This window comes from Reyranella sp. (genome assembly GCF_965279465.1).
GTDB lineage: Bacteria > Pseudomonadota > Alphaproteobacteria > Reyranellales > Reyranellaceae > Reyranella.
The window spans coordinates 2232640-2257106 of the sequence record NZ_OZ257242.1 but is presented as its reverse complement, the minus strand read 5'-3'; the positions used below and the strand labels follow the sequence as shown (position 1 = coordinate 2257106).

General features: G+C 66.0%; 32 protein-coding genes. 13 read left to right on the top strand and 19 right to left on the bottom strand.

What is annotated here, in order from left to right; all coding sequences use genetic code 11:
• Window positions 1-78 precede the first annotated feature (78 nt).
• The 3 genes from ACQY8M_RS11025 to ACQY8M_RS11015 form a co-directional block, all read right to left on the bottom strand.
• Window positions 79-705 (bottom strand): glutathione S-transferase family protein, encoded by a 627-nt coding sequence (locus ACQY8M_RS11025; protein ID WP_428671807.1) that lies wholly within the window; start codon window positions 703-705, stop codon window positions 79-81.
• A gap of 94 nt (window positions 706-799) precedes the next feature.
• Complete coding sequence (locus tag ACQY8M_RS11020) at window positions 800-1030, bottom strand: hypothetical protein (protein WP_428671805.1); 231 nt, start codon at window positions 1028-1030, stop codon at window positions 800-802.
• Between the two features lie 16 nt (window positions 1031-1046).
• Entirely contained in the window at window positions 1047-1691 is a 645-nt protein-coding gene (locus ACQY8M_RS11015) for a ribonuclease HII (RefSeq protein WP_428671803.1), read from the bottom strand.
• A gap of 30 nt (window positions 1692-1721) precedes the next feature.
• On the opposite strand from ACQY8M_RS11015, the gene ACQY8M_RS11010 reads away from it, so the two are divergent.
• Window positions 1722-2258 carry a nucleotidyltransferase family protein gene (locus ACQY8M_RS11010; RefSeq protein ID WP_428671801.1) on the top strand — a complete coding sequence of 179 codons (537 nt, stop codon included), beginning with the start codon at window positions 1722-1724 and terminating at the stop codon, window positions 2256-2258.
• Between the two features lie 2 nt (window positions 2259-2260).
• Here ACQY8M_RS11010 and ACQY8M_RS11005 read toward each other — a convergent pair whose 3' ends face one another.
• The 3 genes from ACQY8M_RS11005 to ACQY8M_RS10995 form a co-directional block, all read right to left on the bottom strand.
• Window positions 2261-2698 (bottom strand): hypothetical protein, encoded by a 438-nt coding sequence (locus tag ACQY8M_RS11005; RefSeq protein WP_428671799.1) that lies wholly within the window; start codon window positions 2696-2698, stop codon window positions 2261-2263.
• Window positions 2699-2840: 142 nt separating this feature from the next.
• Complete coding sequence (locus ACQY8M_RS11000; RefSeq protein ID WP_428671797.1) at window positions 2841-3464, bottom strand: glutathione S-transferase family protein; 624 nt, start codon at window positions 3462-3464, stop codon at window positions 2841-2843.
• Window positions 3465-3476: 12 nt separating this feature from the next.
• A complete protein-coding gene (locus ACQY8M_RS10995; RefSeq protein WP_428671795.1) occupies window positions 3477-4610 on the bottom strand; it encodes a PA0069 family radical SAM protein in 1134 nt (377 codons plus the stop codon).
• Window positions 4611-4677: 67 nt separating this feature from the next.
• Here ACQY8M_RS10995 and ACQY8M_RS10990 point away from each other — a divergent pair, with 67 nt between their 5' ends.
• Window positions 4678-5142 (top strand): GNAT family N-acetyltransferase, encoded by a 465-nt coding sequence (locus ACQY8M_RS10990; RefSeq protein ID WP_428671793.1) that lies wholly within the window; start codon window positions 4678-4680, stop codon window positions 5140-5142.
• On the opposite strand, the gene ACQY8M_RS10985 is transcribed toward ACQY8M_RS10990, so the two are convergent.
• Window positions 5137-6090 (bottom strand): phosphotransferase, encoded by a 954-nt coding sequence (locus ACQY8M_RS10985; protein WP_428671791.1) that lies wholly within the window; start codon window positions 6088-6090, stop codon window positions 5137-5139. The genes ACQY8M_RS10990 and ACQY8M_RS10985 overlap by 6 nt on opposite strands.
• A gap of 28 nt (window positions 6091-6118) precedes the next feature.
• Window positions 6119-6667, bottom strand: a complete 549-nt coding sequence (gene moaB / locus ACQY8M_RS10980) for a molybdenum cofactor biosynthesis protein B (protein WP_428671789.1) — start codon at window positions 6665-6667, stop codon at window positions 6119-6121.
• 59 nt (window positions 6668-6726) lie between these two features.
• Here moaB and ACQY8M_RS10975 point away from each other — a divergent pair, with 59 nt between their 5' ends.
• Window positions 6727-7191: a cupin domain-containing protein gene (locus ACQY8M_RS10975; protein WP_428671787.1), complete on the top strand. Its 465-nt coding sequence runs from the start codon at window positions 6727-6729 to the stop codon at window positions 7189-7191.
• A gap of 101 nt (window positions 7192-7292) precedes the next feature.
• Here the strand turns inward: ACQY8M_RS10975 and ACQY8M_RS10970 are convergent, their stop codons facing one another.
• From ACQY8M_RS10970 to ACQY8M_RS10940, 7 genes are all read right to left on the bottom strand, one after another.
• Window positions 7293-7748, bottom strand: a complete 456-nt coding sequence (locus tag ACQY8M_RS10970; RefSeq protein WP_428671785.1) for a hypothetical protein — start codon at window positions 7746-7748, stop codon at window positions 7293-7295.
• 17 nt (window positions 7749-7765) lie between these two features.
• Complete coding sequence (locus ACQY8M_RS10965; RefSeq protein WP_428671783.1) at window positions 7766-8311, bottom strand: T4 RnlA family RNA ligase; 546 nt, start codon at window positions 8309-8311, stop codon at window positions 7766-7768.
• A gap of 287 nt (window positions 8312-8598) precedes the next feature.
• Window positions 8599-9210 (bottom strand): cysteine dioxygenase, encoded by a 612-nt coding sequence (locus tag ACQY8M_RS10960; RefSeq protein ID WP_428671781.1) that lies wholly within the window; start codon window positions 9208-9210, stop codon window positions 8599-8601.
• Window positions 9207-10328 (bottom strand): CaiB/BaiF CoA transferase family protein, encoded by a 1122-nt coding sequence (locus tag ACQY8M_RS10955; RefSeq protein WP_428671779.1) that lies wholly within the window; start codon window positions 10326-10328, stop codon window positions 9207-9209. The genes ACQY8M_RS10960 and ACQY8M_RS10955 overlap by 4 nt, the downstream gene beginning before the upstream one ends.
• Before the next feature lie 12 nt (window positions 10329-10340).
• Window positions 10341-10745 (bottom strand): type II toxin-antitoxin system VapC family toxin, encoded by a 405-nt coding sequence (locus ACQY8M_RS10950; protein WP_428671777.1) that lies wholly within the window; start codon window positions 10743-10745, stop codon window positions 10341-10343.
• Complete coding sequence (locus tag ACQY8M_RS10945; protein WP_428671775.1) at window positions 10639-11007, bottom strand: type II toxin-antitoxin system Phd/YefM family antitoxin; 369 nt, start codon at window positions 11005-11007, stop codon at window positions 10639-10641. Before ACQY8M_RS10945 ends, ACQY8M_RS10950 begins: the two co-directional genes overlap by 107 nt.
• A 48-nt stretch (window positions 11008-11055) precedes the next feature.
• Window positions 11056-12972, bottom strand: a complete 1917-nt coding sequence (locus tag ACQY8M_RS10940) for a lytic transglycosylase domain-containing protein (protein ID WP_428671773.1) — start codon at window positions 12970-12972, stop codon at window positions 11056-11058.
• Window positions 12973-13023: 51 nt separating this feature from the next.
• Between ACQY8M_RS10940 and ACQY8M_RS10935 the strand changes: the two genes are divergently transcribed.
• From ACQY8M_RS10935 to ACQY8M_RS10905, 7 genes are all read left to right on the top strand, one after another.
• Window positions 13024-15225 carry a rhodanese-like domain-containing protein gene (locus tag ACQY8M_RS10935; RefSeq protein ID WP_428671771.1) on the top strand — a complete coding sequence of 734 codons (2202 nt, stop codon included), beginning with the start codon at window positions 13024-13026 and terminating at the stop codon, window positions 15223-15225.
• Between the two features lie 107 nt (window positions 15226-15332).
• The gene (locus ACQY8M_RS10930) at window positions 15333-15722 is read left to right on the top strand and encodes an AtpZ/AtpI family protein (protein WP_428671769.1); all 390 of its coding nucleotides are present in this window, start codon (window positions 15333-15335) and stop codon (window positions 15720-15722) included.
• Window positions 15723-15740: 18 nt separating this feature from the next.
• Window positions 15741-16469, top strand: a complete 729-nt coding sequence (locus ACQY8M_RS10925) for a F0F1 ATP synthase subunit A (RefSeq protein WP_428671767.1) — start codon at window positions 15741-15743, stop codon at window positions 16467-16469.
• Window positions 16470-16524: 55 nt separating this feature from the next.
• Complete coding sequence (locus ACQY8M_RS10920) at window positions 16525-16749, top strand: F0F1 ATP synthase subunit C (protein ID WP_428671765.1); 225 nt, start codon at window positions 16525-16527, stop codon at window positions 16747-16749.
• Window positions 16750-16859: 110 nt separating this feature from the next.
• Window positions 16860-17354, top strand: coding sequence for a F0F1 ATP synthase subunit B' (locus ACQY8M_RS10915; RefSeq protein ID WP_428671763.1), 495 nt, complete (start codon window positions 16860-16862; stop codon window positions 17352-17354).
• Window positions 17351-17881 carry a hypothetical protein gene (locus ACQY8M_RS10910; RefSeq protein WP_428671761.1) on the top strand — a complete coding sequence of 177 codons (531 nt, stop codon included), beginning with the start codon at window positions 17351-17353 and terminating at the stop codon, window positions 17879-17881. Before ACQY8M_RS10915 ends, ACQY8M_RS10910 begins: the two co-directional genes overlap by 4 nt.
• Before the next feature lie 296 nt (window positions 17882-18177).
• Entirely contained in the window at window positions 18178-18993 is an 816-nt protein-coding gene (locus ACQY8M_RS10905) for a YkgJ family cysteine cluster protein (protein ID WP_428671759.1), read from the top strand.
• On the opposite strand, the gene ACQY8M_RS10900 is transcribed toward ACQY8M_RS10905, so the two are convergent.
• A complete protein-coding gene (locus ACQY8M_RS10900; protein WP_428671757.1) occupies window positions 18956-19993 on the bottom strand; it encodes a TIGR03617 family F420-dependent LLM class oxidoreductase in 1038 nt (345 codons plus the stop codon). The genes ACQY8M_RS10905 and ACQY8M_RS10900 overlap by 38 nt on opposite strands.
• A gap of 118 nt (window positions 19994-20111) precedes the next feature.
• Here ACQY8M_RS10900 and ACQY8M_RS10895 point away from each other — a divergent pair, with 118 nt between their 5' ends.
• The 3 genes from ACQY8M_RS10895 (at window position 20112) to ACQY8M_RS10885 (ending at window position 21120) form a co-directional block, all read left to right on the top strand.
• Window positions 20112-20351, top strand: coding sequence for a type II toxin-antitoxin system VapB family antitoxin (locus tag ACQY8M_RS10895; RefSeq protein ID WP_428671755.1), 240 nt, complete (start codon window positions 20112-20114; stop codon window positions 20349-20351).
• On the top strand, window positions 20351-20752 hold the full coding sequence (locus tag ACQY8M_RS10890) for a type II toxin-antitoxin system VapC family toxin (RefSeq protein ID WP_428671753.1): 402 nt from the start codon (window positions 20351-20353) through the stop codon (window positions 20750-20752). Before ACQY8M_RS10895 ends, ACQY8M_RS10890 begins: the two co-directional genes overlap by 1 nt.
• 164 nt (window positions 20753-20916) lie before the next feature.
• Entirely contained in the window at window positions 20917-21120 is a 204-nt protein-coding gene (locus ACQY8M_RS10885) for a hypothetical protein (protein ID WP_428671751.1), read from the top strand.
• A gap of 41 nt (window positions 21121-21161) precedes the next feature.
• Here ACQY8M_RS10885 and gcvPB read toward each other — a convergent pair whose 3' ends face one another.
• From gcvPB to gcvH, 3 genes are read right to left on the bottom strand one after another with little or no spacing between them, the layout of a single operon-like run.
• A complete protein-coding gene (gcvPB, locus tag ACQY8M_RS10880; protein ID WP_428671749.1) occupies window positions 21162-22730 on the bottom strand; it encodes an aminomethyl-transferring glycine dehydrogenase subunit GcvPB in 1569 nt (522 codons plus the stop codon).
• Complete coding sequence (gene gcvPA, locus ACQY8M_RS10875) at window positions 22730-24076, bottom strand: aminomethyl-transferring glycine dehydrogenase subunit GcvPA (protein WP_428671747.1); 1347 nt, start codon at window positions 24074-24076, stop codon at window positions 22730-22732. Before gcvPA ends, gcvPB begins: the two co-directional genes overlap by 1 nt.
• A 13-nt stretch (window positions 24077-24089) precedes the next feature.
• Window positions 24090-24464 (bottom strand): glycine cleavage system protein GcvH, encoded by a 375-nt coding sequence (gene gcvH, locus ACQY8M_RS10870; RefSeq protein WP_428671745.1) that lies wholly within the window; start codon window positions 24462-24464, stop codon window positions 24090-24092.
• Window positions 24465-24467 lie beyond the last annotated feature (3 nt).

Sequence of the window (24467 nt, the reverse complement as noted above, 5' to 3'; positions counted from 1 at the left end):
CGTTTACAGAATCTATCTACAAAATGTCGTCAGTTGTGGATCAGCGTCCCTCACGGCCGGCCGGTGGGGGCGATCGATCTAGGCAAGCTCCTCGCCGATCGCCTCCTTCACGGTGCCCCGCTCCGACATGCGCCGACGGTGGTCGACGACCTTCGGGATCTTTTTCGGGTCGACGCCGTCGGCTTCGAGCCATTGTGCCAGCGTGAAAAGATAGGGATCGCAGATCGTGTAGCGCTCGCCCATCACCCACGGGCCTTTCAGCATCTCGCTCTCGATCATCTCGAAGGCGCCACCGACCGCTTCGGGCACCTTGCGCTGCATGGCGGCGATCGAATGCGTGTCGGCGGCGTCGACCCAGCGATAGCCGCGCATGCGATGGGCGTGCGCGACGTGCAGGTGCGAACAGAGATAGGCGTTGAAGGCCTGGACCTGGGCGAAGGCAAAGGGATCGTCGATCAACGCGAGGTTCGCCTTTGGGAAGCTCTGCGCCACGAAGACCAGCATTGCCGGCGTCTCGGTGAGAATGCCCTGGTCGGTGACCAGCGCGGGCATTCGCCCCTTCGGGTTGACCTTCAGGTATTCCGGCGAGCGCTGCTCGGTCTTCCCGAAATCGATGCGCACCGTCTCATAGTCGGCGCCGACCTCCTCCAGCAGGATGTGCGTGGCGAGCGAGATCGTATGAGGGGCGTAGTAGAGCGTCAGCACGGCGAGGTCCTCCTGCCCGCGAGACTAGCGCCTCGCCACCGGGGCCGCCCCCCGCCCGATCGCCGGTCCCCTCGAGTTATTCGAGGGCTCGCGCTTACGGCAGCAGGCCCGACAGCCGCGACATGAAGGGGGCGAGCTCAAAGGCCTCTTCCTCGGCCTCCAGGATCAGCGCCTTGATGTGATCGGTGAACGAACCGGTGGTCTCGGCGTTCTCGAGCTGGTGCAGCCGCGCCAGCAGGCGCTCGCGCCGCTCGCCGCCGGGACTGGCCTCGATGGCGGCGCGCAGCTCCGCGATCAGCGCTTCGTGCTTCTTGCTGTCAGACATGGTTCGACGCCTTTCTTCAATCCGCTTCGACGGGTTCGCCGCGCGGGTCGCGCACGGGCGCGAAGCTCGTACGATGATGGGGCGTCGGACCCAGTCGCCGCAAGGCGGCAAGATGCTCGCGGCTGCCATAGCCGCGGTTGGTGTGCCAGCCGTAGCCGGGAAAGGCCTCGGCCAGCCGAAGCATGTACCGATCGCGCGTGACCTTGGCGAAGATAGAGGCCGCGGCGATCGAATAGGATGTCGCATCGCCGCCGATGATGGACTCGGCCCGGCAACCGAGCTCGGGCGGCACCTGGTTGCCGTCGATCAGCACGATGTCGGGCTGCTCGGCCATCGCCTGCAGGGCACGGCGCATGGCCAGGAACGTCGCCTGCAGGATGTTGATCGTGTCGATCTCCGCCACGCTCGCCTCGCCGACCGCAAAGCGCACCGCGCCCGAGCCGATCATGGCGTCGTAGGCCTTCTCGCGATCCTCGAGTGCCAGCTTCTTGGAATCGCCGATCAGCCGCAGCAGCTTGCGCTTGGCCAAAGTGCGGTCGATCACCGCCACCGCGGCCATTACAGGCCCGGCGAGCGGCCCGCGACCGACCTCGTCGATTCCGGCGATGCGGATCGAGCCTCTCTCGATCTCGCAGCGCATTTCGTAGCGGAAGCTCGGCATATCCCCCGACGCACCAAGTAGACTGAGCGGATGTCGCTCATCGCCAGCATCATCGCGCAGGACCCTGTGGGCATGAAACAGCTTCGTGCAGCGCGCACGCTCGCCCTGCCCGACTGGTGCATCGCCGCAGGCTTCGTGCGCAACCGGGTGTGGGATCATCTGCACGGCATTTCGCCGCCGCGCGCGCCGGCGGATATCGACATGCTCTATTACGACGCCGCGGACCTGTCGAAGGAGACCGAGCAGGCCCTCGAGGCCTGCCTGTCGGCGCTCGAGCCCGCGCCCTGGCAGATCCGCAACCAGGCGCGGATGCATATCTGGAAGGAACTGCCGCAGCACAAGAGCACGGCGGATTCGATGACCTACTGGCTGGAGACGGTGACCGCCGTCGGCGTGCGGTTGGAGCCAGACGATTCATTGACCGTCATAGCCCCGCTCGGCATCGACGACTTGCTCGGCCTGCGGTGCTGTCCGACCGCCTACGGCCGCACGAGGCTCCACGAATACGAGGCGCGCATCGCAAGCAAGGGCTGGCGCGCACTGTGGCCCAAAGTGCAGTTCGCTTAGAGCTACCGCAAAGCCGGCAGCTCGACATTCCAGCTATTGAGCACCAGATCGCGCGCAGCATGTGCCAATTGAAGCGAAAGACTCTCGAGCTGAGACATGGGAAGGGTCGGCGCTATAGCACCTGGCCTGGGGACAACCCCACCCAGCGCCATCATCGCGTTCTTGACAGCCTGATCCTCGACGATGCCGAGCGGGCCCCAATAAAGACGCCAGAACACGGCCTGAGCTTCTCGCCATTTGACCGGATCGGTCTCCGTGGCAAGGCGCGCGCTTGCGTCGGACACTTCGAAGCACAAGGCCAGCTGCTTCTCCAGGAAGGGGCGCCTGTTCGCCTGCTTTTGCGTATCCCAATTCACCCAGATGCCGCTCGCGACAGTCAGAACACCCGCAAATATCGCCGCGCTTGCGGCTATGACCGACGTTCGGATTTCAACGGACATCTGGGCCCCTTCATCCGCGAATGCCTGGCGACGGAGCGGATCGGCTCTCGCTGCGAGATATGCTACCGTAGCGTGTTCAAACTTCCTTCTCAACAATTTGAAGCCGGGGCGCGAGCCGCGGCGGAACGGGCGGTTCGATCAGCTAACCTGCCTGCGCGACCAGCTTCGCCGCCTTCTCCTCTGCGCGCCTGGCGGCCGGGCGTTCGACATGGGGCTTCACGTAGGCCTCGAAGACCGGCCGCTTCTCGACCACGCCGAACATCATCCCCCAGTGCAGGAACGACGCCATGTAAAGGTCGGCCGCGGTGAAACGGTCGGCGGCGATAAAGCGCTTGCCGTCGACCGCCTTGGCGACGGTGTCGATTGTCTGCTCATAGGTGCCATAGCCGAAGCGGACCTTCAGCTCCGGTGTCTCGGGATTCCAGCCGGTCGCCTTGTTCGACATCGCCGGCTCGCAACAGCCGGCGACGAAGAACAGCCAGCGATAATAGGCGTCGCGCTCCGTCGCCGGCGGCGCAAGGCCCGCCTGCGGGAAAACATCGGCCAGGTAGCACAGGATGGCGCCGGTCTCGGTGACGACGCGCCCGCCGTGCACGATCGCCGGCACCTTGCCCATGGGATTGATGGCGAGGTAGTCGGGCGTCTTCATGTCCGGCCCGAACGCCTTGACCTCGGTGCGGTAGGGACAGCCGACCTCCTCCAGCATCCAGTGGGTCATCGCGCCGCGAGATTGCGGGTTGGTATAGAAGACGATCTCGTCGGTCATGGCATACTCCGGTCACAGAAGTTTCATCTGTCGCGCATCGCGCTTCGCATCGACCAACGCCGTGCGTGCGGACTCGGGCACCGCGAAACGCAGAGTGTCGAGACGATAGCGGATCTTGTTCAGGCCGAGCCGCTTCACGCCGGCCTGGAAGCGCGCGCTGAGCAGCTGCGCGATCGGCCCCTCGCCCTTCATGCGCAGCCCGAACTCGGCCTGGTAGAGCGCGCCACCGCGCATCTGGCGGATCAGCGACAGGACTCTCTCAGCGCGATCGGGACGATTGGCACGCAGCCACTCATCGAACAGATCCTTGATCTCGAGCGGCAGACGCAGGACCGTGAAGCCCGCGCGCGTGGCGCCGGCCTCCGTCGCCGCCTCGAGGATCGCTTCCATCTCGTGATCGTTGAGGCCCGGGATCATCGGCGCCGTCATCACGCCCACCGGCACGCCTGCGTCGGCCAGCGCCTTGATCGCGTCGAGCCGGCGGCGCGGCGTCGAGGCCCGTGGTTCCATATCGCGCGCGAGCTCCTTGTCGAGCGTGGTGATCGACAGGAACACCTCGGAGAGGTTGCGCCCGGCCATGTCGGCCAGGATGTCGATGTCGCGCGTCACCAGGTGGTTCTTGGTGACGATGCCGACCGGATTGTTGAACTCGCTCAGCACCTTCAGGATCGAGCGCGTCACCTTGAGCTCGCGCTCGACCGGCTGGTAAGGATCGGTGTTGGTGCCCATAGCAACAACGTCGGGCCGATACTTCGGCGCGGCAAGTTCCGCGGCCAGCAGCTTTGCCGCGTCCGGCTTGAACAGGATCCTGGTTTCGAAATCGAGCCCGGGCGACAGACCGAGGTAAGCGTGCGTCGGCCGCGCGAAACAATAGATGCAGCCATGCTCGCAGCCGCGATAGGGATTGATCGAGCGATCGAACGGCACGTCGGGCGAGGTGTTGCGCGCCAGGATCGTGCGCGTGGCGTCGCGCGTCAGCGTCGTGCGCAAGGGCGGCAGCTCGTCCTCGATGTCCCAGCCGTCGGTCGTGCGGATCTTCTTCTCGTCGTCGTAGCGGCTCGATGCATTCGACAGGGCGCCGCGGCCCTTGTGCTCTGGCTCGGGGATTGCGTCGTCGGGGTAGAGCGGCTCGCCGGGTTTTTTCATGGCCGACCGACAATGGGAACGAATAGGGAACGAGTCAAGCCACTGCCCCTAGTGGTATAGAGTGGCAATGACCACCGTCACCTTGCGTCCGGCCACGGCCGACGACTGCGCTTTCATCGACAGCCTATCGTCGCGCCTTTCCAGCGTGCCCCGACCCGCCTGGCACGACCTCGCCGCGATGGAGGGTTTCCAGGACCGCCACATGTCTGCTTCGTTCGCGCCGGTGGACGGCGCATCGACCTTGATCGCCTGCGCCGAGGATGGGCGTCGGCTGGGCTACATCCGCCTGCGGCCCGGCAAGGATGGCGTCACCGACGAGCCGTGCGGCTACATCTCGCTGCTCGCCACGACGAAGGAAGCCGAAGGCTCGGGCGTAGCGACCCGCCTCATGACGGCGGCCGAGGACTGGGCCCGCGGGCACGGGTATCGGCTGCTCAGCCTCGATGTCTTCGCCGACAATCGCCGCGCCGTGGATTTCTATCGCCGCGGTGGCTTCAAGACCGAAACCCGCCGCATGGTGAAGCCGCTATAGCCATTCCGCACGCGCGGCGCGGATGGTGTCGCGTTCGAAGCATTGATCGATGCGCCGGTCATAGAGCGCCCGCATCGACGGCTCGAGGCCAGCGTCGCTCCATTGCGACGGATCGGAAGGATCGCGCGGAGCGCGCGTCTGCACCCGCCAGCGCGCCATGAAGAGCGTGGTTCGCAGCCAGGTCAGCCGCCGCATCGGCACCAGCCATGGCTTCAGCCTCTCGGCCGCCGTCTCGCATATGCGGTCGAGATAGGTCGCATGGAAGCCGCGCACCTCGTCGGGCGACAGGGGCCTGCCCTCCGCTGACGCCCACAAAGTCGATGTCGGCAACGTCGCGTGCGCAAGATCGATCGCCGCCGAGCCGACATGCACTTTCTCGAGGTCGACGAACCACGCAATGCCGGCGCGATCGACGATGAAGTTGCCCGGGTGGGTGTCGGCCAGCGCCATGGTGAGCGGCTGGGCGCGCTGGCCGATGTCGCTCGCCAGGGCGCGCATGAGATCGAGTTCCGCGGCGATCTCTGCGCGCGATGCGGGATTGGTCACCGCCTTGTCGAGAAAGCGCCTGGCGTTGGACTCGATACCGTCGAGCGTTTCGAGGAATGGATTCTTCTGGCGCGGAATCGGCGAGCCGTCGGCGGGCAGCGGCAGAGAGTGAATGGCCGCCAGCGTTTCAGCCAGCGCGCCCAGCTCATCCGGCAAGCGGGGCGCATGGCCATCGATGTAGTCGACGATCAGCGCGCCGCCAGGCAATCCCGGCCGCGGCTCGATCACCTCGTGCAGGCGCGGCGCGCGGCCCGCCGGCTGGAGGTGGCGAAAGCCTTCGGCCTGCACATGCAGACGCGCCGCCGCCGTCGGGTCGCCGTCGTAGGCATAGGCGATCCGCGCCAGCCGGCCGTCGGCCAGTCGCACATGGCCGTGCGCCGTACCGGTCGCAGGCAGCTTCACGCCATCTCGTATGGCGGCGAACAGCGCCTCAACCACTCCGAGGCATCTTCCCTTCGTTCAGGCGCGGCATCAGCTCGGCGAAGTTGCAGGGGCGGAAGCGGATGTCGAGTTGCTGGCGGAGGATGTCGTCCCAGCCGTCCTTGCAGGCGCCCGTGGAGCCCGGCAGCGCGAAAATATAGGTCGCGTTGGCGACGCCGGCGGTGGCGCGGCTCTGCATGGTCGAGGTGCCGATCTTCTGGAAGCTGATCCAGCGGAAGGTCTCGCCGAAGCCCTCGATCTTCTTCTCGAACAGGCCTTCCATCGCCTCGGGCGTGACGTCGCGGCCGGTGACGCCGGTTCCGCCGGTGCTGATCACGACCTCGACGTTCGGATCGTCGATCCACTTCCTCACCTGGGCGCGGATCTTGTCGATGTCGTCGGTGACGATGGCGCGGTCGACCAGCACATGGCCGTCGCGCGCGATTCGCTCGACCAGGGTATCGCCCGACTTGTCGGTTTCGAGCGTCCGCGTATCGGAAACCGTCAGCACGGCGATGTTCACCGGCTTGAAGGGCTTGGTTTCGTCAATTTTGTTCATGCGAGCATAGTAACGATCCTCGCTTGCCGAGGCGAGACGGCCGGCCTAGATCAAACTTCATGACCGACTGGAAACATGACGGCGTGCGGGTCATCCCCGCGGGCTCCCTCGACACCAACACCGCCCAGACCCCGGGCATGAACCGCGCCGCAGCGATCAACTTCGCCAGGGTCGGCGCGCAGAAGCTATGGGCGGGCACGGTGACCATCCATGCCCACGCCAAGACCGGCGCACACCATCATGGCCATCTCGAGAGCGTGATCTACGTCGTGAAGGGCAAGGCGCGCATGCGCTGGGGCGACCAGCTCCAGTTCATCGCCGAGGCCGGACCGGGCGATTTCATCTACGTGCCGCCCTACGTGCCGCACCAGGAGATCAACGCCTCGGAGACCGAGCCGCTGGAATGCGTGCTGGTCCGCTCCGACAACGAGGCGGTGGCGATCAACATCGACATCACACCGGCCGAGAAGGTCGAGGAAGTGTACTGGGTCGATCCGACCCATCCTCATCCGCACAAGCACTAACGCGAAGCGTTAGTGACGGCGGGCGGCAGCGCATTCACATGCGCGAGAAAGCTGCCGCGGACGGCAGCGACCCGCGCCGAGCAGAATAGATAAGAAGTGGACTAGCCGTCGGAAAAAGACGGCCGCGTCCAGCGCGCGCCGAACAGCCGACGGGCTGCTTCGAGCCGCGGAGCCGACTGGTATTCGCGCAGGACATGGTCGCGGACCAGCGCCAGCGCATCGGCGCCGCCCAGCATGCGAAAGATGAAGGGAGTATCGGGGTCCTTGCCGAGAGCAAGGGCGATTTCCTTGCGGCCGGGGTAGCGCGCCTGCAGCTCGGCGAGCTTCTGCTTCAGGCGCTCCGCGTTGCTCGCCAAGCCCGCATCGAGCTCGGCGGCGAACCGACGGAGCGCTTGCGCATCGGTAGCCGGCAGGAACGGCAGCACGTCGTCCATGTTGCCGTTCAGCAGGATTTCGACCGCATCGGGTTCACGCGACAGGCGATCGAGAACGCCGTGGATGCGCACGTACCACGGCGTCTTCAGCTTGAGCATGTGGCCATCGTCGAAGCGCAGCACGATTCCTTCCCGCCCGGTCAGGGAATCAAGTTGTTGCGGCAACGTTTGCTATCCGGATCGAGTCCCTCCCAGGCGGTCACGACCGGCAGGCCCGCTCGCGCCGCCGCCTCGCGGACGGTGGCAAACGGCCAATAGGTTCCGGGCAGGAGGTCGCGAACGGCAAGCAGCGTCAGCACGGGCTCACCATGCTCGACGACCACGCGGTTTTCCGGCGAGCACCATTCGAAGATCGGGTTGGCGCCGGCCGAGAGCAGCTCGTCGGCCAGCCGGATGAGTTGCGGCCGGTCGGCGACGAAGCGGGCCGCACCGGCCGCGACATCGGTCTCTCCCAGCATCGTCGTCCAGGCGAGTCGCCCGCCGGGCCGGATGGGTGAAACCATCGAGCCATCGAGCTTCTCGAGCATGACATGCGGGCAGCCGAGATCGATCCTGTCGGGCCGCGTCTCGTCTCGTTCGCCGAGATTGAAGACCTTGTGAAAGCGCCGCCCCAGCACCTTGCCGGTCGACCGTTCAAAGATCAGGCCCCTTGCCTCGCGCCGCAGCGCCGCCGTCCTCGCCAGCACTGCATCCCCGGCTAGCTCGACATCAGGAAAGCTCGTCGAGGTGACGAACCGCTAATCGAAGATGATGTGATCAGATCGGGTCGATATGCTCGATCGATGGGAATTTATACCACATGACGATCCCCTTCGACGGAGATCGCCCGAGCGACGGCTCCGCCTCAGCTATTGCGAAAGACTGGACGCGCCGGCGGATATCCGTCGTCGCGCGCAAGGAGCTCGTCGAATAAGCATGCGGAGATTCCCCCTATGACCGAGGCAATAGCGACCCGAACCGCCAGGCACAAGCTTCAGCCGGCCGCGCGGACCTCGGACGAGCGGTCCCAGAGGTTCGGCACGGCCTTGTTGGTGTAGCCGGACACGAACAGGTTCTCCTTGCCGGTCGCCGGATCGAAGGTGTAGCGGCGCACGGCGCCGATATTGCCGCCGTAGACATGGATGCTGAGCGAGCCGCAGTCGCTGAGCGCATTCGTCACCTGATGGATGTCGCCGACCGACGGCCGCAGGATCTCGACGTCGCCCGGCGCCAAGGTCGAGCAGTTGCCCTTCGTCAGCTCGCCGGTCTTCCCGTCGCGCGCAAAGGCTTGCGAGGTCTCCGAGCCGCGCAGCATGCCGACGAGGCCCCAAACCTGGTGATCGTGCACCGGCGTCTTGGCGCTCGGCGCCCAGACGAAGCTCACGACCGAGAACCGCTCGAACGGATCGCACCACAGCAGGTTCTGCACATAGCCGTGCGGCGGGCACTCGGCCATCGCCTCGGGTAACCAATCGTCGTTCTTCACCAGCTCGCCAAGCAGCCTGGCGCCGACTTCGACCGTCGCGGTCTCGTCATTGTCCTGCCAGGCGCCTCCGACCAGCGAGGTCATGTCGCCGATGAAGCGGCGCAAACGTGCGGGATTCATAGGAACTCCTTGCTATTTGCGCCGAGCGCGGGCGGCTCGCGGCGCTTGGAGAGATCGAGGCCGGAGATCTTGACCGGGACGCCAAAGGTCCGGGTCTTCACGCCCGACGGCAGCTCCATCGGCTCGACCCAGCCCATATGCCTGACTTGCGGATCGTCGAGGATCTGGCTGTAGCTGTTGATGCGGCCCTGCGGCACGCCGGCCTTCTCGAAAGCGACGAGCCAGTGATCGACGCCGTGGCGGGCAAACTCGACCTCGAGCAGGTCCTTCAGCTCGACCTGGTTGGCGGCGCGCGATTGCGTGGTCGCGAAGCGTGGATCGGCGAGCAGGTCGGGCCGATGCACGACCTCGGTCACGCTTTGCCACAGCTTGTTGTTGCCGGCGGCGATGACGAAGTAACCATCGGCGGCGCGAAAGGCCTGGTAGGGCGCGTTGCGCGGATGGGCGGAGCCGAGCTTCCTCGGGTCGCGGCCGGTGCCGAAATATTCGCTGGTCTGCAGCGCCGCCATACCGAGGCTGCAGCCCAGCATCGAGGCGTCGATATGCGCGCCCTCGCCGCCCGCCGCCACGCGGCGCAGCAGCGAGACGATCGCGAAGGCGGCATAGAGGCCGGTGCCGGTGTCGGAGACCGGCACGCCGCATTTCACCGGCACGCCACCTTCCTCGCCGGTGACGCTCATGATGCCGCTCATCGCCTGCACCGTGACGTCGAAGCCGCCCTCGCCCGAGCGCGGTCCCGTCTGGCCGAAGGCAGAGATCGAGCAATAGACCAGGCCAGGCTTCTCTTTCCGGAAGGACTCGTAGCCCAGGCCGAGGCGGTCCATCACACCGGGCCGGTTGTTCTCCAGCACGACATCTGACTCGAGCACCAGCCGGCGTGCTGCCGCCTTGTGCTCCGGCTTCTTCAGGTCGAGCACGACCGAGCGCTTGTTGCGGTTGATCGAGGCGAAATTCTCGCTGTAGCCATCGCTGATCGGCGGCCATTGCCGCATCATGTCCCCGTCCGGCGGCTCGATCTTGACCACGTCGGCGCCCATGTCGGCCAGCAGCATGCCGCAATAGGGCCCGGCCAGGACCTGGCAGAATTCGACGACCTTCACACCCTCGAGCGGCAACATCCGTAATCACCCCTAACGCTGCGCATCCTGCCGGCGCACTTGCCCCGGCCAATCGAGTAACCCGCCATCTGTCGTCAGCAATACTGCGTCCTCAACCAGTGCGGAGGCAACGACGATGCGGTCGACTGGATCGCCGGGCAAGTTCTCGATTTCGCTGGCTCGAATGGCGATTTCGGTTACTAAAGGCAGCTCGCGTACACCCAAAGCGTGCACAGCGGCACGCCAATCGCGCAACGAAACCGATGGCTTCAGCTTGCCACGCTTCAGGAGGAACCCAACCTCGAAATAGACAATTGAGGGGACAACCAGATCATTTGCCGCGAGGGCGGCGTCGCACGCGCGGCGTGCTTTTCTTCCGAGCCTCTGCGATCCCTCCATGACCCAAAGCGCGGTGTGCGTATCGAGCAGGAGGGTCATCGAATTGTCCGTTGATGCGGCGCCACTTGCGATCCAGTTGTTCCTCGTAGTCCTCAAAGGTCGGACCGATGATGTCGCCGACGATCTCGAATGATCCCTTCAGAGCCCCGAAAAGCGTTTTCGGCTTCTCGCGCACGGCGACGATCTGCACCTTCGCCTTGCCGCGCTTGGTGACGGTGATCGGCTCGCCCGTCTCGGCAACCTCGTCGATCAGGGCGAGGCACCGCGCCTTGAAGGCGGCGGCGTTGATCTTGCGGTCCATGGCCAAATCCCTACGTGACCATATCATACGGTCACATAGGCCAGCGCATCAACGGCCGGTGGTGTCCTGCGCGGTGTAGCGCGGCCATTCGTGGGCCGCGATCTGGTCGAGCGACGGCGTCGGCTGGCCGAGCCGGATCTGGTACATCCAGTAGTTGGCCAGCACCCGCTGCACGAAGTCGCGCGTCTCGTTGAGCGGGATCGAGGCGATGTAGAGGAGCGGATCGGCCGACGCGTTCAGGGAATTGTCCCAGCGGTACACGTTGCCCGGTCCGCCGTTGTAGCCCGCGACGGTGCGCACGAGGTTGTTGTCGGCATCGCTCAGCAGCGAGGCGATGTAGCCCTGCCCGAGCGAGATGTTGATCGACGGATCGTATGGATTGCCGCCCGCCGCCTCCGGTGCGTATTTGTTGGCGACGAGGCGGGCTGTCATCGGCATGAGCTGCATTAGCCCCATGGCGCCGACGAAGGAGCGCGCCTTGGGATTGAAGGCCGATTCCTGGCGCATGAAGCCGTAGACCAGCGCCTTGTCGACGGTGAATCCGGCCGCCGGCTGCCACGGCGGCAGGGGATACATAGCCCCGTCATAGCCCGTGATCTTGTCGCGCTGGTCCCAGGCGGCATTGCCGACCCGGACCGACAGAGCGGGCAGCGCGGCCTTCTGGGCGACGGCCATGACCGTCTCGATATACTGCGGGTCGGCGTCGAGCGAGGCGGCGAACAGCTCGCGCTCGGCGGCGGTCGAGGCGCCGAGCTGGAACAGCGCCAGCGCGCGGCGACCGGCGCGGTCGTTGCGCAACACGTCGGCCCGCTTGCGGTCGATCGCCGGCACGTTCCAGTTGGCGACGATCTGCATGCCCAGCATCTTCTGGGCAACCAGGCCATGGAACGTCCGGCCGTGCAGAGCGGCACGCTTGAGATACGGCGCGAACTTCTGCGGATTGCCGGCCAGCAGGTTGGTGCGTGCCGCCCAGAAAGCACCCGCCGCCAGGGTCCAGGACGAGGCTTGGTCCGGCAGCGCGTCGGCCACCAGCTCGAAGCGCCGGGCGGCCTCGGGCATGTTGCCGCTGGTGAACGCGGAAAGGCCCGCGTTCCAGTTCGCGTCGGGTGGCGCGCTGACATCGACCGGAACCTGCATGCCGCGCTGCGAATCGGCCTCCAGCGCGCGGGTCCGGACGCGGCCGCGCCACAGCTCGACTTCCGGCCCGCCCAGCACGGCGACCGTCTCCTTCTGGTCGAGCAGTGCGAAAGCGGCGTTGGAGCCGCCGTCGTCAACCATTCGCTGCAGGCGCGCGCGCAGCTCCGCGGCGCGGGCCGCATCGGCGCCGGTCACGGTGCGCGCGGCGGCGAAGGTCGGTGAGCCCGGGGTGCTGCCGACGAAGCTCGCGGGCGTGAGGTCGCCCGAACCCGGCGTACGGCGCGCTTGCGCCAGCCTGTAGATCGCGGGCGCGTCGGGATGGTCGTTGTAGTCCTGCAGCCAGGCCGCGAGCTGTTCATAGCGCGCGGTGTAGCCAGGGCTGAGCAGGCGCTGGGCATCCACATAGCCCATCAGCGTCTTGTCGCTGACCTTGGCGATCTCGGCGTCGGCGGTCGCCCAGTCCCGGCTCGCCTGCGCCTGGAAGATACGACGGTAGCGGTCGCGCTCCTCGGTGCTCAGCACCGTCGGCAGGTCGGGGGGCGCGATCTCGTCGAGCTCGATCACCGGCGGCGGCGGCACGAAGACCGGGTGTCGCACAGGTGCAGGGCGGACTGGCGCAGGACGGAAGCCGGCGTACCGCGCGCTTGGCGTGGACTGGGCCGACTTGCCTGCGGCCGCCGACAAAGGCGACTTGGCGATCGGTGCCGTCGCGGCAGCTTTGGCCGCCGTGGCGGGCTTGTGCGGCGGTTTGGTCGCGGTCTGGGCCAGGGTCGAAGCAGCGAACGCAGTCCCGGCGCCAACCAAAACCACAAGAACAAACTGTTTCATGGGCGCCAACCTAAGCGGCAGCCGGCTATACTGCAACAAACGGAGGACCCCATGACGATGTATCAGGAACGCGCCGCAGCAGTACGGCAGCTGATCGACCAGGCGCGACAGATCGAGAAAAGCGGGGTCACCCCCTCGAATCTCGAGAAAATCGGCGTTCTGTTGGCGACCCTGGCGCGGCGTGCCGATCTCTTTCCGCAAGAGGAGTTTCCGCTCGGGCCCGACGGCGGCATCTATCGTCTGAGCGAGGACCCCGACCATCGCTTCGCCCTCTATGCCTCGGCCGGCGGGCCGGGCAAGAAGGTGCCGCCACACAACCATACGACCTGGGCGATCATCGCCGGTGTCCACGGCGAAGAGCGCAATGTCGTCTACGACCGGCTCGACAACGGTTCGCAGGCCGACAAGGTGGAGCTGCGCGAAGCGACCGCGAAGGAAAAGACGCTGCGCAACGGCGACGTCATCGCCTACCTGCCGGACGACTTCCATCACATCGAGACGCCCGCCGGCTACGGCAACGCGCTGCATCTCCATTTCTATGGGCTGAGCCTCGAGCACCTGCCCGATCGCGTCTCGGTCGACTTGGCAAGCGGCACGGCCAAGCGCTTCATGGCCAAGGCCAGGATACTGACCCCGCTGCTCACCGTGCAGCAGGTCAAGGCGATGTTGAAGTCGGGCGAGGTCTTCGCGTTCTTCGACGTGCGCGAGGAGGGCGAGTTCTCGATCAAGGGCCATCCGCTGTTCGCCACGCCGCTGCCCCTGTCGCGGCTCGAGCCCCGCGCCTTCGCCCTGCTGCCCGATCCGAACACGCGCATCGTGCTGATGGACAGCGGCGAGGAAGCGCTGGATCCTCAATGGGCCGGCCGCGCCAACCGTGCCGCCGCGCGCCTCAGCGAGATGGGCTACACCAACCTCGCCGTCGTGAAGGACGGGCTCAAGGCGTGGCGCGACGCAGGCTACGAGGTCTTCACCGGCGTCAACGTGCCGAGCAAGGCGTTCGGCGAGGTCGTCGAGCACGACAACGACACGCCGCGCATTGATGCCGCCGATGTCCAGAAGCTGATCGATTCCAGGGCCGACATGGTGATCCTCGATTCGCGGCCGATGCCGGAATTCAACAACATGTCGATCCCCGGCGGCGTCGACTGCCCCGGCGCCGAGCTGGTCTATCGCGTGAAGGACTTCGCGCCCAATCCGGAGACGCTCGTGATCGTGAACTGCGCCGGCCGCACGCGCTCGATCATCGGTGCGCAGTCGCTGATCAATGCCGGCCTGCCGAACAAGGTGATGGCGCTGAAGAACGGCACCATGGGCTGGCATCTCGCCGGCCTCACGGTGGCGCGCGGCGAAACCAAGAGCTTCGGACCGCAGGGACCGGAAGCAGCGAAGTTCGCGCAGAACGCAGCGGCGAGCGTCGCGAGCAGCATGGGTATCAAGAAAGTCGACATGGCGGGGCTGACCGCGCTCGAAGCCAAGGGCGGCCCGCTCTACAAGCTCGACGTGCGCGATCCGGCCGAATACGCGCAAGGTCACATCAAGGGTTTCCGCCATGCCGCGGGCGGCCAGCTCGTGCAGGCGACCGACCAATATGTCGGCGCGCGTCACGCCACCATCGTGCTGCACGACAACGACGGCGTGCGCGCCACCATGACGGCGCACTGGCTGCTGCAGATGGACTGGAAGAACACCTACGTGCTCGACCACAAGCCCTCAGCCAGCGAGATCACGACCGAATCGGAGCCGCGCTTCCCGAAAGGCTTCGAGGTGCCGACGCCGAAGACGGTGACTGCCGCGAAGCTGAACGGCGCGCGCTCGAGCACGCTGGTGATCGATCTAGACACCAGCCTGCGCTATCGCGACGGCCATGTGCCGGGGGCGTGGTTCGCCGTACGGGCAGGCCTCGGCAAGACGATTGCCGACATGCTGAAGCAGCAGCCGGGCGCGACGAGCATCGCACTGGTCTCGCCCGACGGCGAGATCGCCGCCCTCGCCGCCTCGGAAGCCGCGGAGGCGGCCGCCGAACTGCCCGTCGCAATCCTCGCCGGCGGCATGAAGGCCTGGCGCGACGCCGGGTTGCCGGTCGAGGCAGGCCACGTCCGCATGGCCGATCCGCCGACCGACGTCTGGTATCGCCCCTACGACTTCAAGGAGGATGTCGAGGCCGCCATGCGGCAGTATCTCGATTGGGAGGTTGACCTGGTGCCGCAGGTGGAGCGCGACGGAGACGCGAACTTCTCGGTATTCCACCGCTAGACCCTTGGAATTTCTCGCATTACCGGGGTTCCGCCGGCCGCGCCGCAGGCTTGACACCCCGTGCGCCGGACAATAGGTTCCGGCGCGCTTTTCATTGGGACCGCAGCGTGCAGCGGCGGCCCGGTGGGAAGCCCGGAGCGGAGCATCCGGCGATGGCTGAAGGTGATCGAAAGACGGCCTCCGACGACCTGGACAAGCGCCTGAAAGGCGTCCGCCAGGCATACGAGGAGGGGACCGGGCGATCGTCGAAGCCGACGACTCCGGGCACCGGCGGCGAGAAGCTGGGTGTCGGGATGCGTATCGCCGTCGAGATGGTCGCCGGTGTTGTGGCGGGGGCCTTCATCGGGCTGATGGCCGATCATTGGCTGGGGACGAAGCCCTGGCTTCTGATCGTCGGATTCATTCTGGGATGCTGTGCAGCATTCCTGAATGTCTACCGGGTCGCGCAGGCCGAGGAGCGGCGCAACAAGGCGGCCTCCGCGGTGAAGAAGAGCTGATTTGGGGATAAGTACACCGTGGCCAGTCCGCTTGAGCAATTCACCATCCAGAATCTGAGCGCCCCGCTGTTCAGCGTCGGCGGCCATCACATCGCAGTCACCAACTCCGCTGTCTTCATGATGGCCTCCGTGGTCGCGGCGGCCGGCTTGCTGATGGCAGGCGCCAGCAAGGGCGCCATGGTGCCGGGCCGCATCCAGGCGATGTCGGAGCTGTTCTACGAATTCATCGCGAACATGATCCGGGACAACGTCGGCGACGGCGGCAGGAAGTTCTTCCCGTTCATCTTCTCGCTTTTCATCTTTACGCTGTTCGGCAACGTGCTGGGGATGATCCCCTACGGCTTCACCTTCACCAGCCACATCGCCGTGACCTTCTTCATGGCAATGGTCGTGTTCCTGGGCGTGACGCTGATCGGCGTGTTCAAGCACGGCCTGCACTTCTTCTCGCTGTTCTTCCCGCACGGCGCGCCGCTGTTCACGGCACCCATCCTGATCCCGATCGAGCTGGTATCCTATCTCAGCCGTCCGATCAGCCTCTCGGTCCGCCTGTTCGCCAACATGACGGTCGGCCACGTGCTGCTGAAGGTGCTGGCCGGATTCGTGGTGGCGCTGGGCATCTTCGGCGTCGTGCCGCTGGTCGTGCTGGTGGCGATCACCGCGCTCGAGCTGCTGGTGGCCGTCCTGCAGGCCTACATCTTCACGATCCTCTGCTGCATTTACCTGAACGACGCGCTGCATCTGCACTGATCGCAGCGCCCGTACCCATCATCCACCGCATTCACTATCGAGACAGGAGACAGAAATGGACGCCTCAGCAGCCAAGTTCATCGGTGCAGGCCTTGCCGCGATCGGCATGATCGGCGCCGGTATCGGCGTGGGCAACGTGTGGGCGAGCTACATCTCGGCGCTGGCACGCAACCCGGCCTCGAAGGCTGAAATCGGCGCCAACATCTGGATCGGCTTCGCTGTCACCGAAGCGATCGCGCTGTTCGCGCTCATCGTCGCGCTGATCGCCCTCTTCGCCTGAGCTCGATCGTGCCCGTTTCGGCATTCCGGGCCTGGGGGTCGGCAGCGCTTGCCGCCGGCTTGCTTGGCGTCGGCCCCGCTTTTGCGGCCGGCGCGGAGCATTCAAGCGGCATGCCGCAGTTCGACCTCCGCAGCTTTCCAAGCCAGATCTTCTGGCTGGTGGTGAGCTTCGCCGTCCTCTACTTCCTGATGGGGAAGATGGTCCTACCGCGCATCGGCTCGATCATCGAGACGCGTGAGCGAACGATTCTGAACGATCTCGAAGCCGCACAGAAGGCCAATGACGCCGCCCGTGCCGCCGGCGTCGAGCAGGACAGGACACTGGCCGCCGCGCGGACCGAGGCGTCCGGGATCATTCGCCAGACGGCCGAAGCAGCAGCTGCCCAGACCACGGCGAAGATGCACGAGATCGGCGACAAGCTCGCGGCGGACATCGCGGCAGCCGAGCGGCGCATCGCGGAGCAGCGATCAACCGTCTTGGCCGGTCTCGGGCAGATGGCGGGCGACATTGCCCAGCAAGTCTACGGCAAGGTGGCCGGACAGCCCGCCGATACGGCGGCGCTCAATGCCAAGGTGGCGGCCGCCTTGAAGGGAGAAAGCCGATGATTGGATCGGCATGGGCCGCCGACGGCCACGCGGGCAGCTATAGCCTGTTCGCCGACCCGGCGTTCTGGGTGGCAGTCTCTTTCGTCCTGTTCCTGCTGATCGCCGGCAAGACGCTGTGGAAGGGTATCACCGAGACGCTCGACAAGCGCACGGCGGCGATCGCCAAGGCGCTGAGCGATGCCCAGCAGCTGCGCGCCGACGCTCTCAAGGCCAAGGCCGAAGCCGAGCAGATGCTTTCGCAGGCAGCGGCCGATGCCAAGGCCATCATCGACCAGGGACGCGTGGAAGCAGAGCGCATGCAGGTCCGTGCCAAGGCCGACCTCGAGACCTCCCTTGTGAGGCGCGAGCAGCAGGCGCGCGATCGTATTGCGCAAGCCGAGTCGGCCGCCAGCAAGCAGATCCGCGACGCTGCGATCGATGTGGCGCTCTCGGCAACGCGTTCGCTGCTGCGCGATCAGGCTGCCGGTGCCAATGCGCAGGCGCTGCTCGACCAGGGCATCGCGGAACTGCCTCGTCGCCTGCACTGAGCAGATATTCGGAAATTCGGATCGCCCGCACAAAATTAATCGCGGGCTACCTGTGCCCCCGTCGAAAGACGGGGGTTTTTCTTTGCGTCGAATCTCGCGCCTCTTTGCCCGGGAGCTCACTGGGTGCGAGCGCCCGAGCGCTCCGCCGTCGCCGCCGCAAGGGCAATCGCGGGCCACCCGGGCCCCTGTCGCAAGATGGGAGGCTGCGATACGCTCGCGACTACGTGGTCCAACGAGACGAACCCGCCCGCCTCTCGGCCGGCGTGCCGGGGGCGGCGCAGAGGAACTCTCAGGTCGTGCTGGTCGTCGGCGGCAAGCGTGTGCCGCTGGAGCTCACGGTCCCGGCGGGGTCCGTGACGGTCGAACAGGTTCTGCCCATCCTGGCGGCCTCAGCGGGCTGTTTGCCGAACCCGGAACGACCCGTGCGGAGGCCGAGGGCCGCGAAATTCCTGCCACGCCGGCTGCGGCGCCTGCTGCCGCCAGCTCGTCCGGCTCCGTCGCCGAGCGAAGCCCGCGCCCTCGCCCGGCTGGTCGATGCCATGCCCGTACCGCGCCGCACGGTGATCATCCACCAGCGCTTCGACGCAGCATCGCGGTGCCTCGGAGACCTGGTCGACCGCAGGCCGAGAGGTACGGCGAAGGAACGCGTCGAGTTCTCTCACGCGTACTTCAAGCTCGGCATCGCCTGCCCCTTCCTCGAGGACGAAGCCTGCTCGACCCATCCCGATCGGCCAATGGCCTGTCGCGAACATCTCGTCAGCTCGCCGCCCGAGAATTGCCGCACGCCACGGCCCGACAATGCCGACAAGCTGGCGCTGGATGCCTACATGCTGCCGACGCTGGTCGAAGCCGGCGGCCGGACGCGGCTGCTCCTGGCCCTTCGCTTCCGCGCCGAAAACCCCGAACCTGCGCCGTCCCGAGAGGCGCCGGCCATCCTGCGCGAGAGGGTCGGCAGGCTCGTCACCGAGCTGCCGCCCCGATCAGCGACCGGGCATGCGCGATCCGCCTTGGGCGACGGAGCGGACATTGCCGCAAGAGCATCGACCCTCCAGCTACATCTCTTGCTCCTCCCGATCAGGCCGCTGGCCGGTAGAGCGTCGGTATCCGGGTGATGTCCTGGATCAGATCGGGCGGCAGGTCCGATGGCTTCGATGCGCTCGCGCTGGCGCTGACCGAGTCGACCAGCCCGCCGAAGCGCGCCTCGATTGCCTTGGCGATCTGGTCGTGCCGGCCGACGGCGGCAAACAGGTGCACGACGTCGTCCGACACCTCGGTAGCGATCTTGTCCCACTGGCCGGCCTTGGTCATGGCGTTGAGCTTTCGACCGAGATCGCCAATCCCGTGCTCCTCGAACACCGGCCAGTAGGCCGGTGTCGAGCCGTAGAACGCCACGCGGTAGCGCACCCAGTCGAACAGCTTGGCGACCGCCTCGTCGTCCTTGCCGGTGACGAGGAAGCCGCCGCCCGAGATTTCGAAGTCCTCCCGCTTGCGGCCGGCCTTGGCGATCCCTTCTGCGAGGATCGGCATGATCCGATTCTCGAGATACTGCCGCGTGCAGAAGACGTGAAGCTTGGCCGCGTCCGATTCCTCTGCGGCGACCTTCAGCATCGCGGGACCGACCGCGGCGAGCCCGATGCGCGGCGCCGGGGCGTCGTAGGGTTCCGGAACGAAGTTCGGCGTCATCAGGGTGAAGCGATAATGCTTGCCCTCGTAGCTGAGCTTGCCGTCGCCCTTCCACGCCGCCCAGATCGCCCGTACTGCCTGGATGTACTCGCGCATCCGCGGTGCCGGCGCCGACCAGGGCACGGAGAAGCGCTTCTCGTTGTGCGGCCGGATCTGCGAGCCCAGCCCGAGCGTGAACCGCCCGTCCGTGCTGGCGGCGAGGTCCCAGCCGATATTGGCCGCGACCATCGGCGAGCGCGGGAAGGAGATCGCGACACCGGTGTGCAGCTCGATCCTCTTCGTCGCGACACCGGCAACGGCGAGCGAGAGGAACGGATCGTGCCGGTTCTCTTGAGTGCTGACGCCGGTAAAGCCGTCGGCCTCGATCGCCTGGGCAGCGGGGCCGACTTTTCGCAGGTCTTCCTGAGGCAATGTCGTGAAAACTCGCATGAGGATGCACCTTCCCAATCTTTGCTTATGGTCCTTTCTCGCCCATCCCGCGACAAGCGGCGAGCACGACATGTCAACACGTGTTGACAGTGTTGTGTTGACGACACTACCAATAGCTATGCCCCTCAATATCCGAGACGAAGAAGTTAACCAACTCGCCAAACGCTTGGCCGCGCGCAAGGGGCTCAACAAGACGGACGCGGTAAGGGTCGCCTTGGAGAACGAGCTACGGCGCCTCGACGAGGCCGTGCCCCTTCGGGAGCGGGTGCGCGTGATTCAACAACGGATACGGAGACGGCCCGCCACGGGATTGGCAGCAGACAAGGCCTTCTATGATGACCTGAGCGACGAGCACTGATGTTCGTCGACGCATCTGCCATTGTTGCGATCCTTGGCCAGGAGCCGGAAGCCGACACGTTTTTGGACGCGATCGAAGAAGCCAGCGTAGCGATCACGTCGCCGATTGCCGTGTTCGAAGCGACCCTCGCCGTGTGCCGTATCCGTCACGCGACGATCGAAGAGGCCACGGCCGACGTGAACGAGTTCCTGACCATCGCCTCTGTTCGATGCGTGCCGATCACGGCCGGCCAGGCACGCACAGCCCTCGATGCGTTCGCGCGCTACGGGAAGGGCCGTGGTCATCCGGCACAGCTGAACCTCGGTGACTGCTTCGCTTATGCCGTGGCACGCGATCAGGACGTTCCATTGCTGTTCAAGGGTAACGACTTCTCCCAGACGGACATCGAGTCCGCCGTCTGACGTCATTTGAAGTGTTGCTCGACGGGTCGGCTTGATCAGAAGCACCGCCAAACGCGTCCATGGGAGCAGGAGTTGCATGGCTTTGCCGCGGCAACGCCATCTTGGCCCGACACCTCGTCCGCTTTGCGCGTACTTTCGACAGGCCAACAACCAAGGAGCAAGCCATGCGGCTCTTCTTCATCATTGCGATTGGCGCCGGCGCGTTTACGCTCGGTTCGACGGCGGTCGATGTCATCAGTGACGTGAGCGCGCAACGCCGCGACCGCACCGTTCAGGCGCAGCGGGTGCAATACCAGACCATGGAGCAGTGCCTGCAGGCGGCGGCCCAACAAGGCCTGCCGGCAGGGTCGTGCCAGCAACGGTCGTAATCGCATCTTCCGGGAACCAGGGGCCCACAGGGGCCCCTTTTCTATTCCGCCGCCTGCTTGAAGCTGTTGCTCGGCCGCCAGCGCAGGACCGGCTTGCGGGCGGCGAGCGTCTCGTCGAGGCGGCGGCGCGGGGCGTAGCGCGGCGCTGCCTTGAAGTCCTCGGCCGCTGTGCCAGATTTTGCGCGTTCGGCGAGCGAGCGCAGGGCGCCGATGAACTGGTCGAGGTCTTCCTTGGCCTGGCTTTCGGTCGGCTCGATCAGCATGGCGCCGTGCACCACCAGCGGGAAGTACATCGTCATCGGATGATATCCCTCATCGATCATCGCCTTGGCGAAGTCGAGGGTGCTGACGCCAGTATCCTTGAGGAAGCCGTCGTCAAATAGCGCTTCGTGCATGCACGGACCGTCGAACGCCGGCGTCATGACGTCCTTCAACGCCGCCATCACGTAGTTCGCCGACAGCACGGCATCCTCTGACGCCTGCTTCAACCCGTCAGCGCCGTGGCTCATGATGTAGGCGAGCGCGCGCGTAAACATGCCCATCTGGCCATGAAACGCCTTGAGGCGTCCGAGCGGTTGGCCGTCGACCGTGGCGCCGTCCTCGGCGACCGTCCAGCTGTCGCCTTTCCTCACGATCCAGGGATAGGGCGCGTAGGGCGCCAGTGCCGCCGACAGCACGACCGGACCGGCCCCCGGGCCGCCGCCGCCGTGCGGCGTCGAGAAGGTCTTGTGCAGGTTGATGTGCATGCAGTCGACGCCGAGATCGCCCGGCCGCACCCGGCCGACGATGGCGTTGAAGTTGGCGCCATCGCAGTAGAAATAGGCGCCCGCCGCGTGCACGGCGGCCGAGATCTCGATGATGTCAGACTCGAACAGGCCGCAGGTATTGGGGTTGGTCAGCATGATCGCCGCCACGTCCCGACCGAGGGCGGCCTTCAGCGCGGCGAGATCGATACGGCCGGTCTCGTTGGCCGGGATCGGCTTCACGGTGAAGCCCAGCGCCGCCGCAGTCGCCGGATTGGTGCCATGCGCCGACTCGGGCGCGAGCACGGTGCGCCGCTGAGCGCGCTCGCCCTTGGCTTCGAGGGCGGCGGCTATCGCCATCATCCCGCACATCTCGCCATGCGCGCCGGCGGCGGGCGACATCGCCACGGCCGGCATGCCCGTCAGGGTCTTGAGCCAGTGCGCCAGACGATCAATCAGCTCCAGCGCGCCCTGCACGGTCGAGACCGGCTGCAGCGGATGGAGGTCGCCGATGCCGGCGAGGCGCGCCACTTTCTCGTTGACGCGCGGATTGTGCTTCATGGTGCACGAACCCAGCGGGTAGACGCCCATGTCGATGGCGTAGTTCTTCTGGCTCAGCCGCGTGTAGTGCTGCACGACCTGCGGCTCGCTGAGGCCCGGCAGGCCGATCTCGCCGGTACGGCGCAGGCCGTTGAGACGGTCCTTCACCTTCGGGGGCACGGGAAGATCGACACCGCAGCGTCCCGGCTGGCCCATCTCGAAGATCAGCGGCTCCTCGATCTGCAGCGCCCGGTTGCCGGTGAAGGTCGCCGGCGCCGACGCGCCACCTGAAACAATGCCGCCGGTGCGACCCTGGGAGCGGTCCATTACAGCACCTCCTTCAGGCCGGCGACGAGTGCGTTCATCCCGTCGTCGGTCGCGGTCTCGGTGGCGGCAAGCAGCAACAGGTTGGCAACGGACGGATCGTCGGGAAGCAGCCGCGACACCGGCACGCCAGCAAGGATTCGCTTGGCCGCCAGCGCCTCCACAACGGACGCCGCCGCCCTGGGCAAGCGCACGGTGAATTCGTTGAAGAAGCTGTCGTTGACGACCTGCACACCCGGAACGGCAGCGAGCTTGTCCGCGAGCGTCGACGCCTTGGCATGATTGAGCTCGGCCAAGCGGGTGAACCCCGCCTCGCCCAGCAGAGTCAGATGGACGGTGAAAGCCAGCGCGCAGAGGCCGGCATTGGTGCAGATGTTCGAGGTCGCCTTCTCGCGGCGGATATGCTGCTCGCGCGTCGACAGCGTCAGCACGAAGCCCCGCTTGCCGTCGGCATCGACGGTCTCGCCGCACAGCCGGCCCGGCATTTGGCGCATGTATTTCTCCCGTGTCGCGAACAGCCCGACATAGGGGCCGCCGAAGCCCAGCCCGTTTCCGATCGATTGACCCTCGCAGACTACGATGTCGGCACCCATCTCGCCCGGCGGCTTCAAGAGGCCGAGCGAGACGACCTCGGTCACCACGACGATCAGCAGCGCGCCCACCGCGTGGCAAGCCTCCGCCAGTCGTCCGAAATCCCTGACATGGCCGAAGAAGCTCGGATTCTGCACGACGACGCAGGAAGTTTCCTTGTCGATGTTCGCGATCAGGTCTTCGAGCCCTTCGACGTCGGCCTTGCCGATCACCGCCTGGTATCCTTCCCAGTGCGCGGTCGTCTGGATGATGCTGCGATAGTGCGGATGCAGGCCGCCGGAGATCAGCGCCTTGTGGCGGCGGGTCACGCGATTGGCCATCAGTACGGCCTCGGCCGCGCCGGTCGAGCCGTCGTACATCGAGGCGTTGGCCACCTCCATGCCGGTGAGCATCGTCACTTGCGTCTGGAACTCGAACAGGTACTGCAGCGTGCCCTGCGTGACTTCGGGCTGATACGGCGTGTAGGAGGTCAGGAATTCGCCGCGCTGGATCATGTAGTCGACGGTCGACGGCACGTGATGGCGATAGGCGCCGGCGCCGATGAAGAACGGCGCGACCGAAGGCGACACGTTCTTCGCCGCATAGGCCTGGAAGGCGCGCTCGACCTCGAGCTCGCCCTGATGGTCGGGCAGGCCCGCCACCTTGGCGCCGAGCCGCGCCGACGGCGGCACGTCACGGAACAGCTCGTCGACCGACTTGGCTCCGATGACCGACAGCATCTCGCGGCGGTCGGCTTCGGTGAGCGGCAGATAACGCATCGGCCCTGATCCCTTACGAAAGGCTCTTCACGAAATCGTCGTAGGCGGCCTGGTCCATCAACCCGTCCAGGTCGGCCGGATTGCCGAGCTTGACCTTGAAGATCCAGCCCTTGCCCATCGGATCGGCGTTGATGTCGCCCGGCGCGTCGCCGAGCGCGGCATTGCCCTCGATCACCTCGCCGCCGGCGGGCGTGTAGATGTCCGACGCCGCCTTGACCGATTCGACGACCGCGACGGATTCGCCCTTGGCGATCTTGCGGCCGGCCTGCGGCACGTCGACGAACACGACATCGCCCAGCTGCTCCTGGGCGTACTGGCTGATGCCGACCGTGCCGACATCGCCCTCGACGCGGATCCATTCGTGTTCGTTGCTGTACTTGACGCTCATCCG

Excerpts from the sequence above, each read along its gene's own strand:
- ACQY8M_RS11020 (WP_428671805.1), bottom strand. The coding sequence starts at position 1,030 with ATGTCTGACAGCAAGAAGCACGAAGCGCTGATCGCGGAGCTGCGCGCC.
- ACQY8M_RS11015 (WP_428671803.1), bottom strand. The coding sequence starts at position 1,691 with ATGCCGAGCTTCCGCTACGAAATGCGCTGCGAGATCGAGAGAGGCTCG.
- ACQY8M_RS11010 (WP_428671801.1), top strand. The coding sequence starts at position 1,722 with ATGTCGCTCATCGCCAGCATCATCGCGCAGGACCCTGTGGGCATGAAA.
- ACQY8M_RS11005 (WP_428671799.1), bottom strand. The coding sequence starts at position 2,698 with ATGTCCGTTGAAATCCGAACGTCGGTCATAGCCGCAAGCGCGGCGATA.
- ACQY8M_RS11000 (WP_428671797.1), bottom strand. The coding sequence starts at position 3,464 with ATGACCGACGAGATCGTCTTCTATACCAACCCGCAATCTCGCGGCGCG.
- ACQY8M_RS10995 (WP_428671795.1), bottom strand. The coding sequence starts at position 4,610 with ATGAAAAAACCCGGCGAGCCGCTCTACCCCGACGACGCAATCCCCGAG.
- ACQY8M_RS10990 (WP_428671793.1), top strand. The coding sequence starts at position 4,678 with ATGACCACCGTCACCTTGCGTCCGGCCACGGCCGACGACTGCGCTTTC.
- moaB (WP_428671789.1), bottom strand. The coding sequence starts at position 6,667 with ATGAACAAAATTGACGAAACCAAGCCCTTCAAGCCGGTGAACATCGCC.
- ACQY8M_RS10975 (WP_428671787.1), top strand. The coding sequence starts at position 6,727 with ATGACCGACTGGAAACATGACGGCGTGCGGGTCATCCCCGCGGGCTCC.
- ACQY8M_RS10960 (WP_428671781.1), bottom strand. The coding sequence starts at position 9,210 with ATGAATCCCGCACGTTTGCGCCGCTTCATCGGCGACATGACCTCGCTG.
- ACQY8M_RS10955 (WP_428671779.1), bottom strand. The coding sequence starts at position 10,328 with ATGTTGCCGCTCGAGGGTGTGAAGGTCGTCGAATTCTGCCAGGTCCTG.
- ACQY8M_RS10950 (WP_428671777.1), bottom strand. The coding sequence starts at position 10,745 with ATGACCCTCCTGCTCGATACGCACACCGCGCTTTGGGTCATGGAGGGA.
- ACQY8M_RS10945 (WP_428671775.1), bottom strand. The coding sequence starts at position 11,007 with ATGGACCGCAAGATCAACGCCGCCGCCTTCAAGGCGCGGTGCCTCGCC.
- ACQY8M_RS10940 (WP_428671773.1), bottom strand. The coding sequence starts at position 12,972 with ATGAAACAGTTTGTTCTTGTGGTTTTGGTTGGCGCCGGGACTGCGTTC.
- ACQY8M_RS10935 (WP_428671771.1), top strand. The coding sequence starts at position 13,024 with ATGACGATGTATCAGGAACGCGCCGCAGCAGTACGGCAGCTGATCGAC.
- ACQY8M_RS10920 (WP_428671765.1), top strand. The coding sequence starts at position 16,525 with ATGGACGCCTCAGCAGCCAAGTTCATCGGTGCAGGCCTTGCCGCGATC.
- ACQY8M_RS10915 (WP_428671763.1), top strand. The coding sequence starts at position 16,860 with ATGCCGCAGTTCGACCTCCGCAGCTTTCCAAGCCAGATCTTCTGGCTG.
- ACQY8M_RS10910 (WP_428671761.1), top strand. The coding sequence starts at position 17,351 with ATGATTGGATCGGCATGGGCCGCCGACGGCCACGCGGGCAGCTATAGC.
- ACQY8M_RS10900 (WP_428671757.1), bottom strand. The coding sequence starts at position 19,993 with ATGCGAGTTTTCACGACATTGCCTCAGGAAGACCTGCGAAAAGTCGGC.
- ACQY8M_RS10895 (WP_428671755.1), top strand. The coding sequence starts at position 20,112 with ATGCCCCTCAATATCCGAGACGAAGAAGTTAACCAACTCGCCAAACGC.
- ACQY8M_RS10890 (WP_428671753.1), top strand. The coding sequence starts at position 20,351 with ATGTTCGTCGACGCATCTGCCATTGTTGCGATCCTTGGCCAGGAGCCG.
- ACQY8M_RS10885 (WP_428671751.1), top strand. The coding sequence starts at position 20,917 with ATGCGGCTCTTCTTCATCATTGCGATTGGCGCCGGCGCGTTTACGCTC.
- gcvPB (WP_428671749.1), bottom strand. The coding sequence starts at position 22,730 with ATGGACCGCTCCCAGGGTCGCACCGGCGGCATTGTTTCAGGTGGCGCG.
- gcvPA (WP_428671747.1), bottom strand. The coding sequence starts at position 24,076 with ATGCGTTATCTGCCGCTCACCGAAGCCGACCGCCGCGAGATGCTGTCG.
- gcvH (WP_428671745.1), bottom strand. The coding sequence starts at position 24,464 with ATGAGCGTCAAGTACAGCAACGAACACGAATGGATCCGCGTCGAGGGC.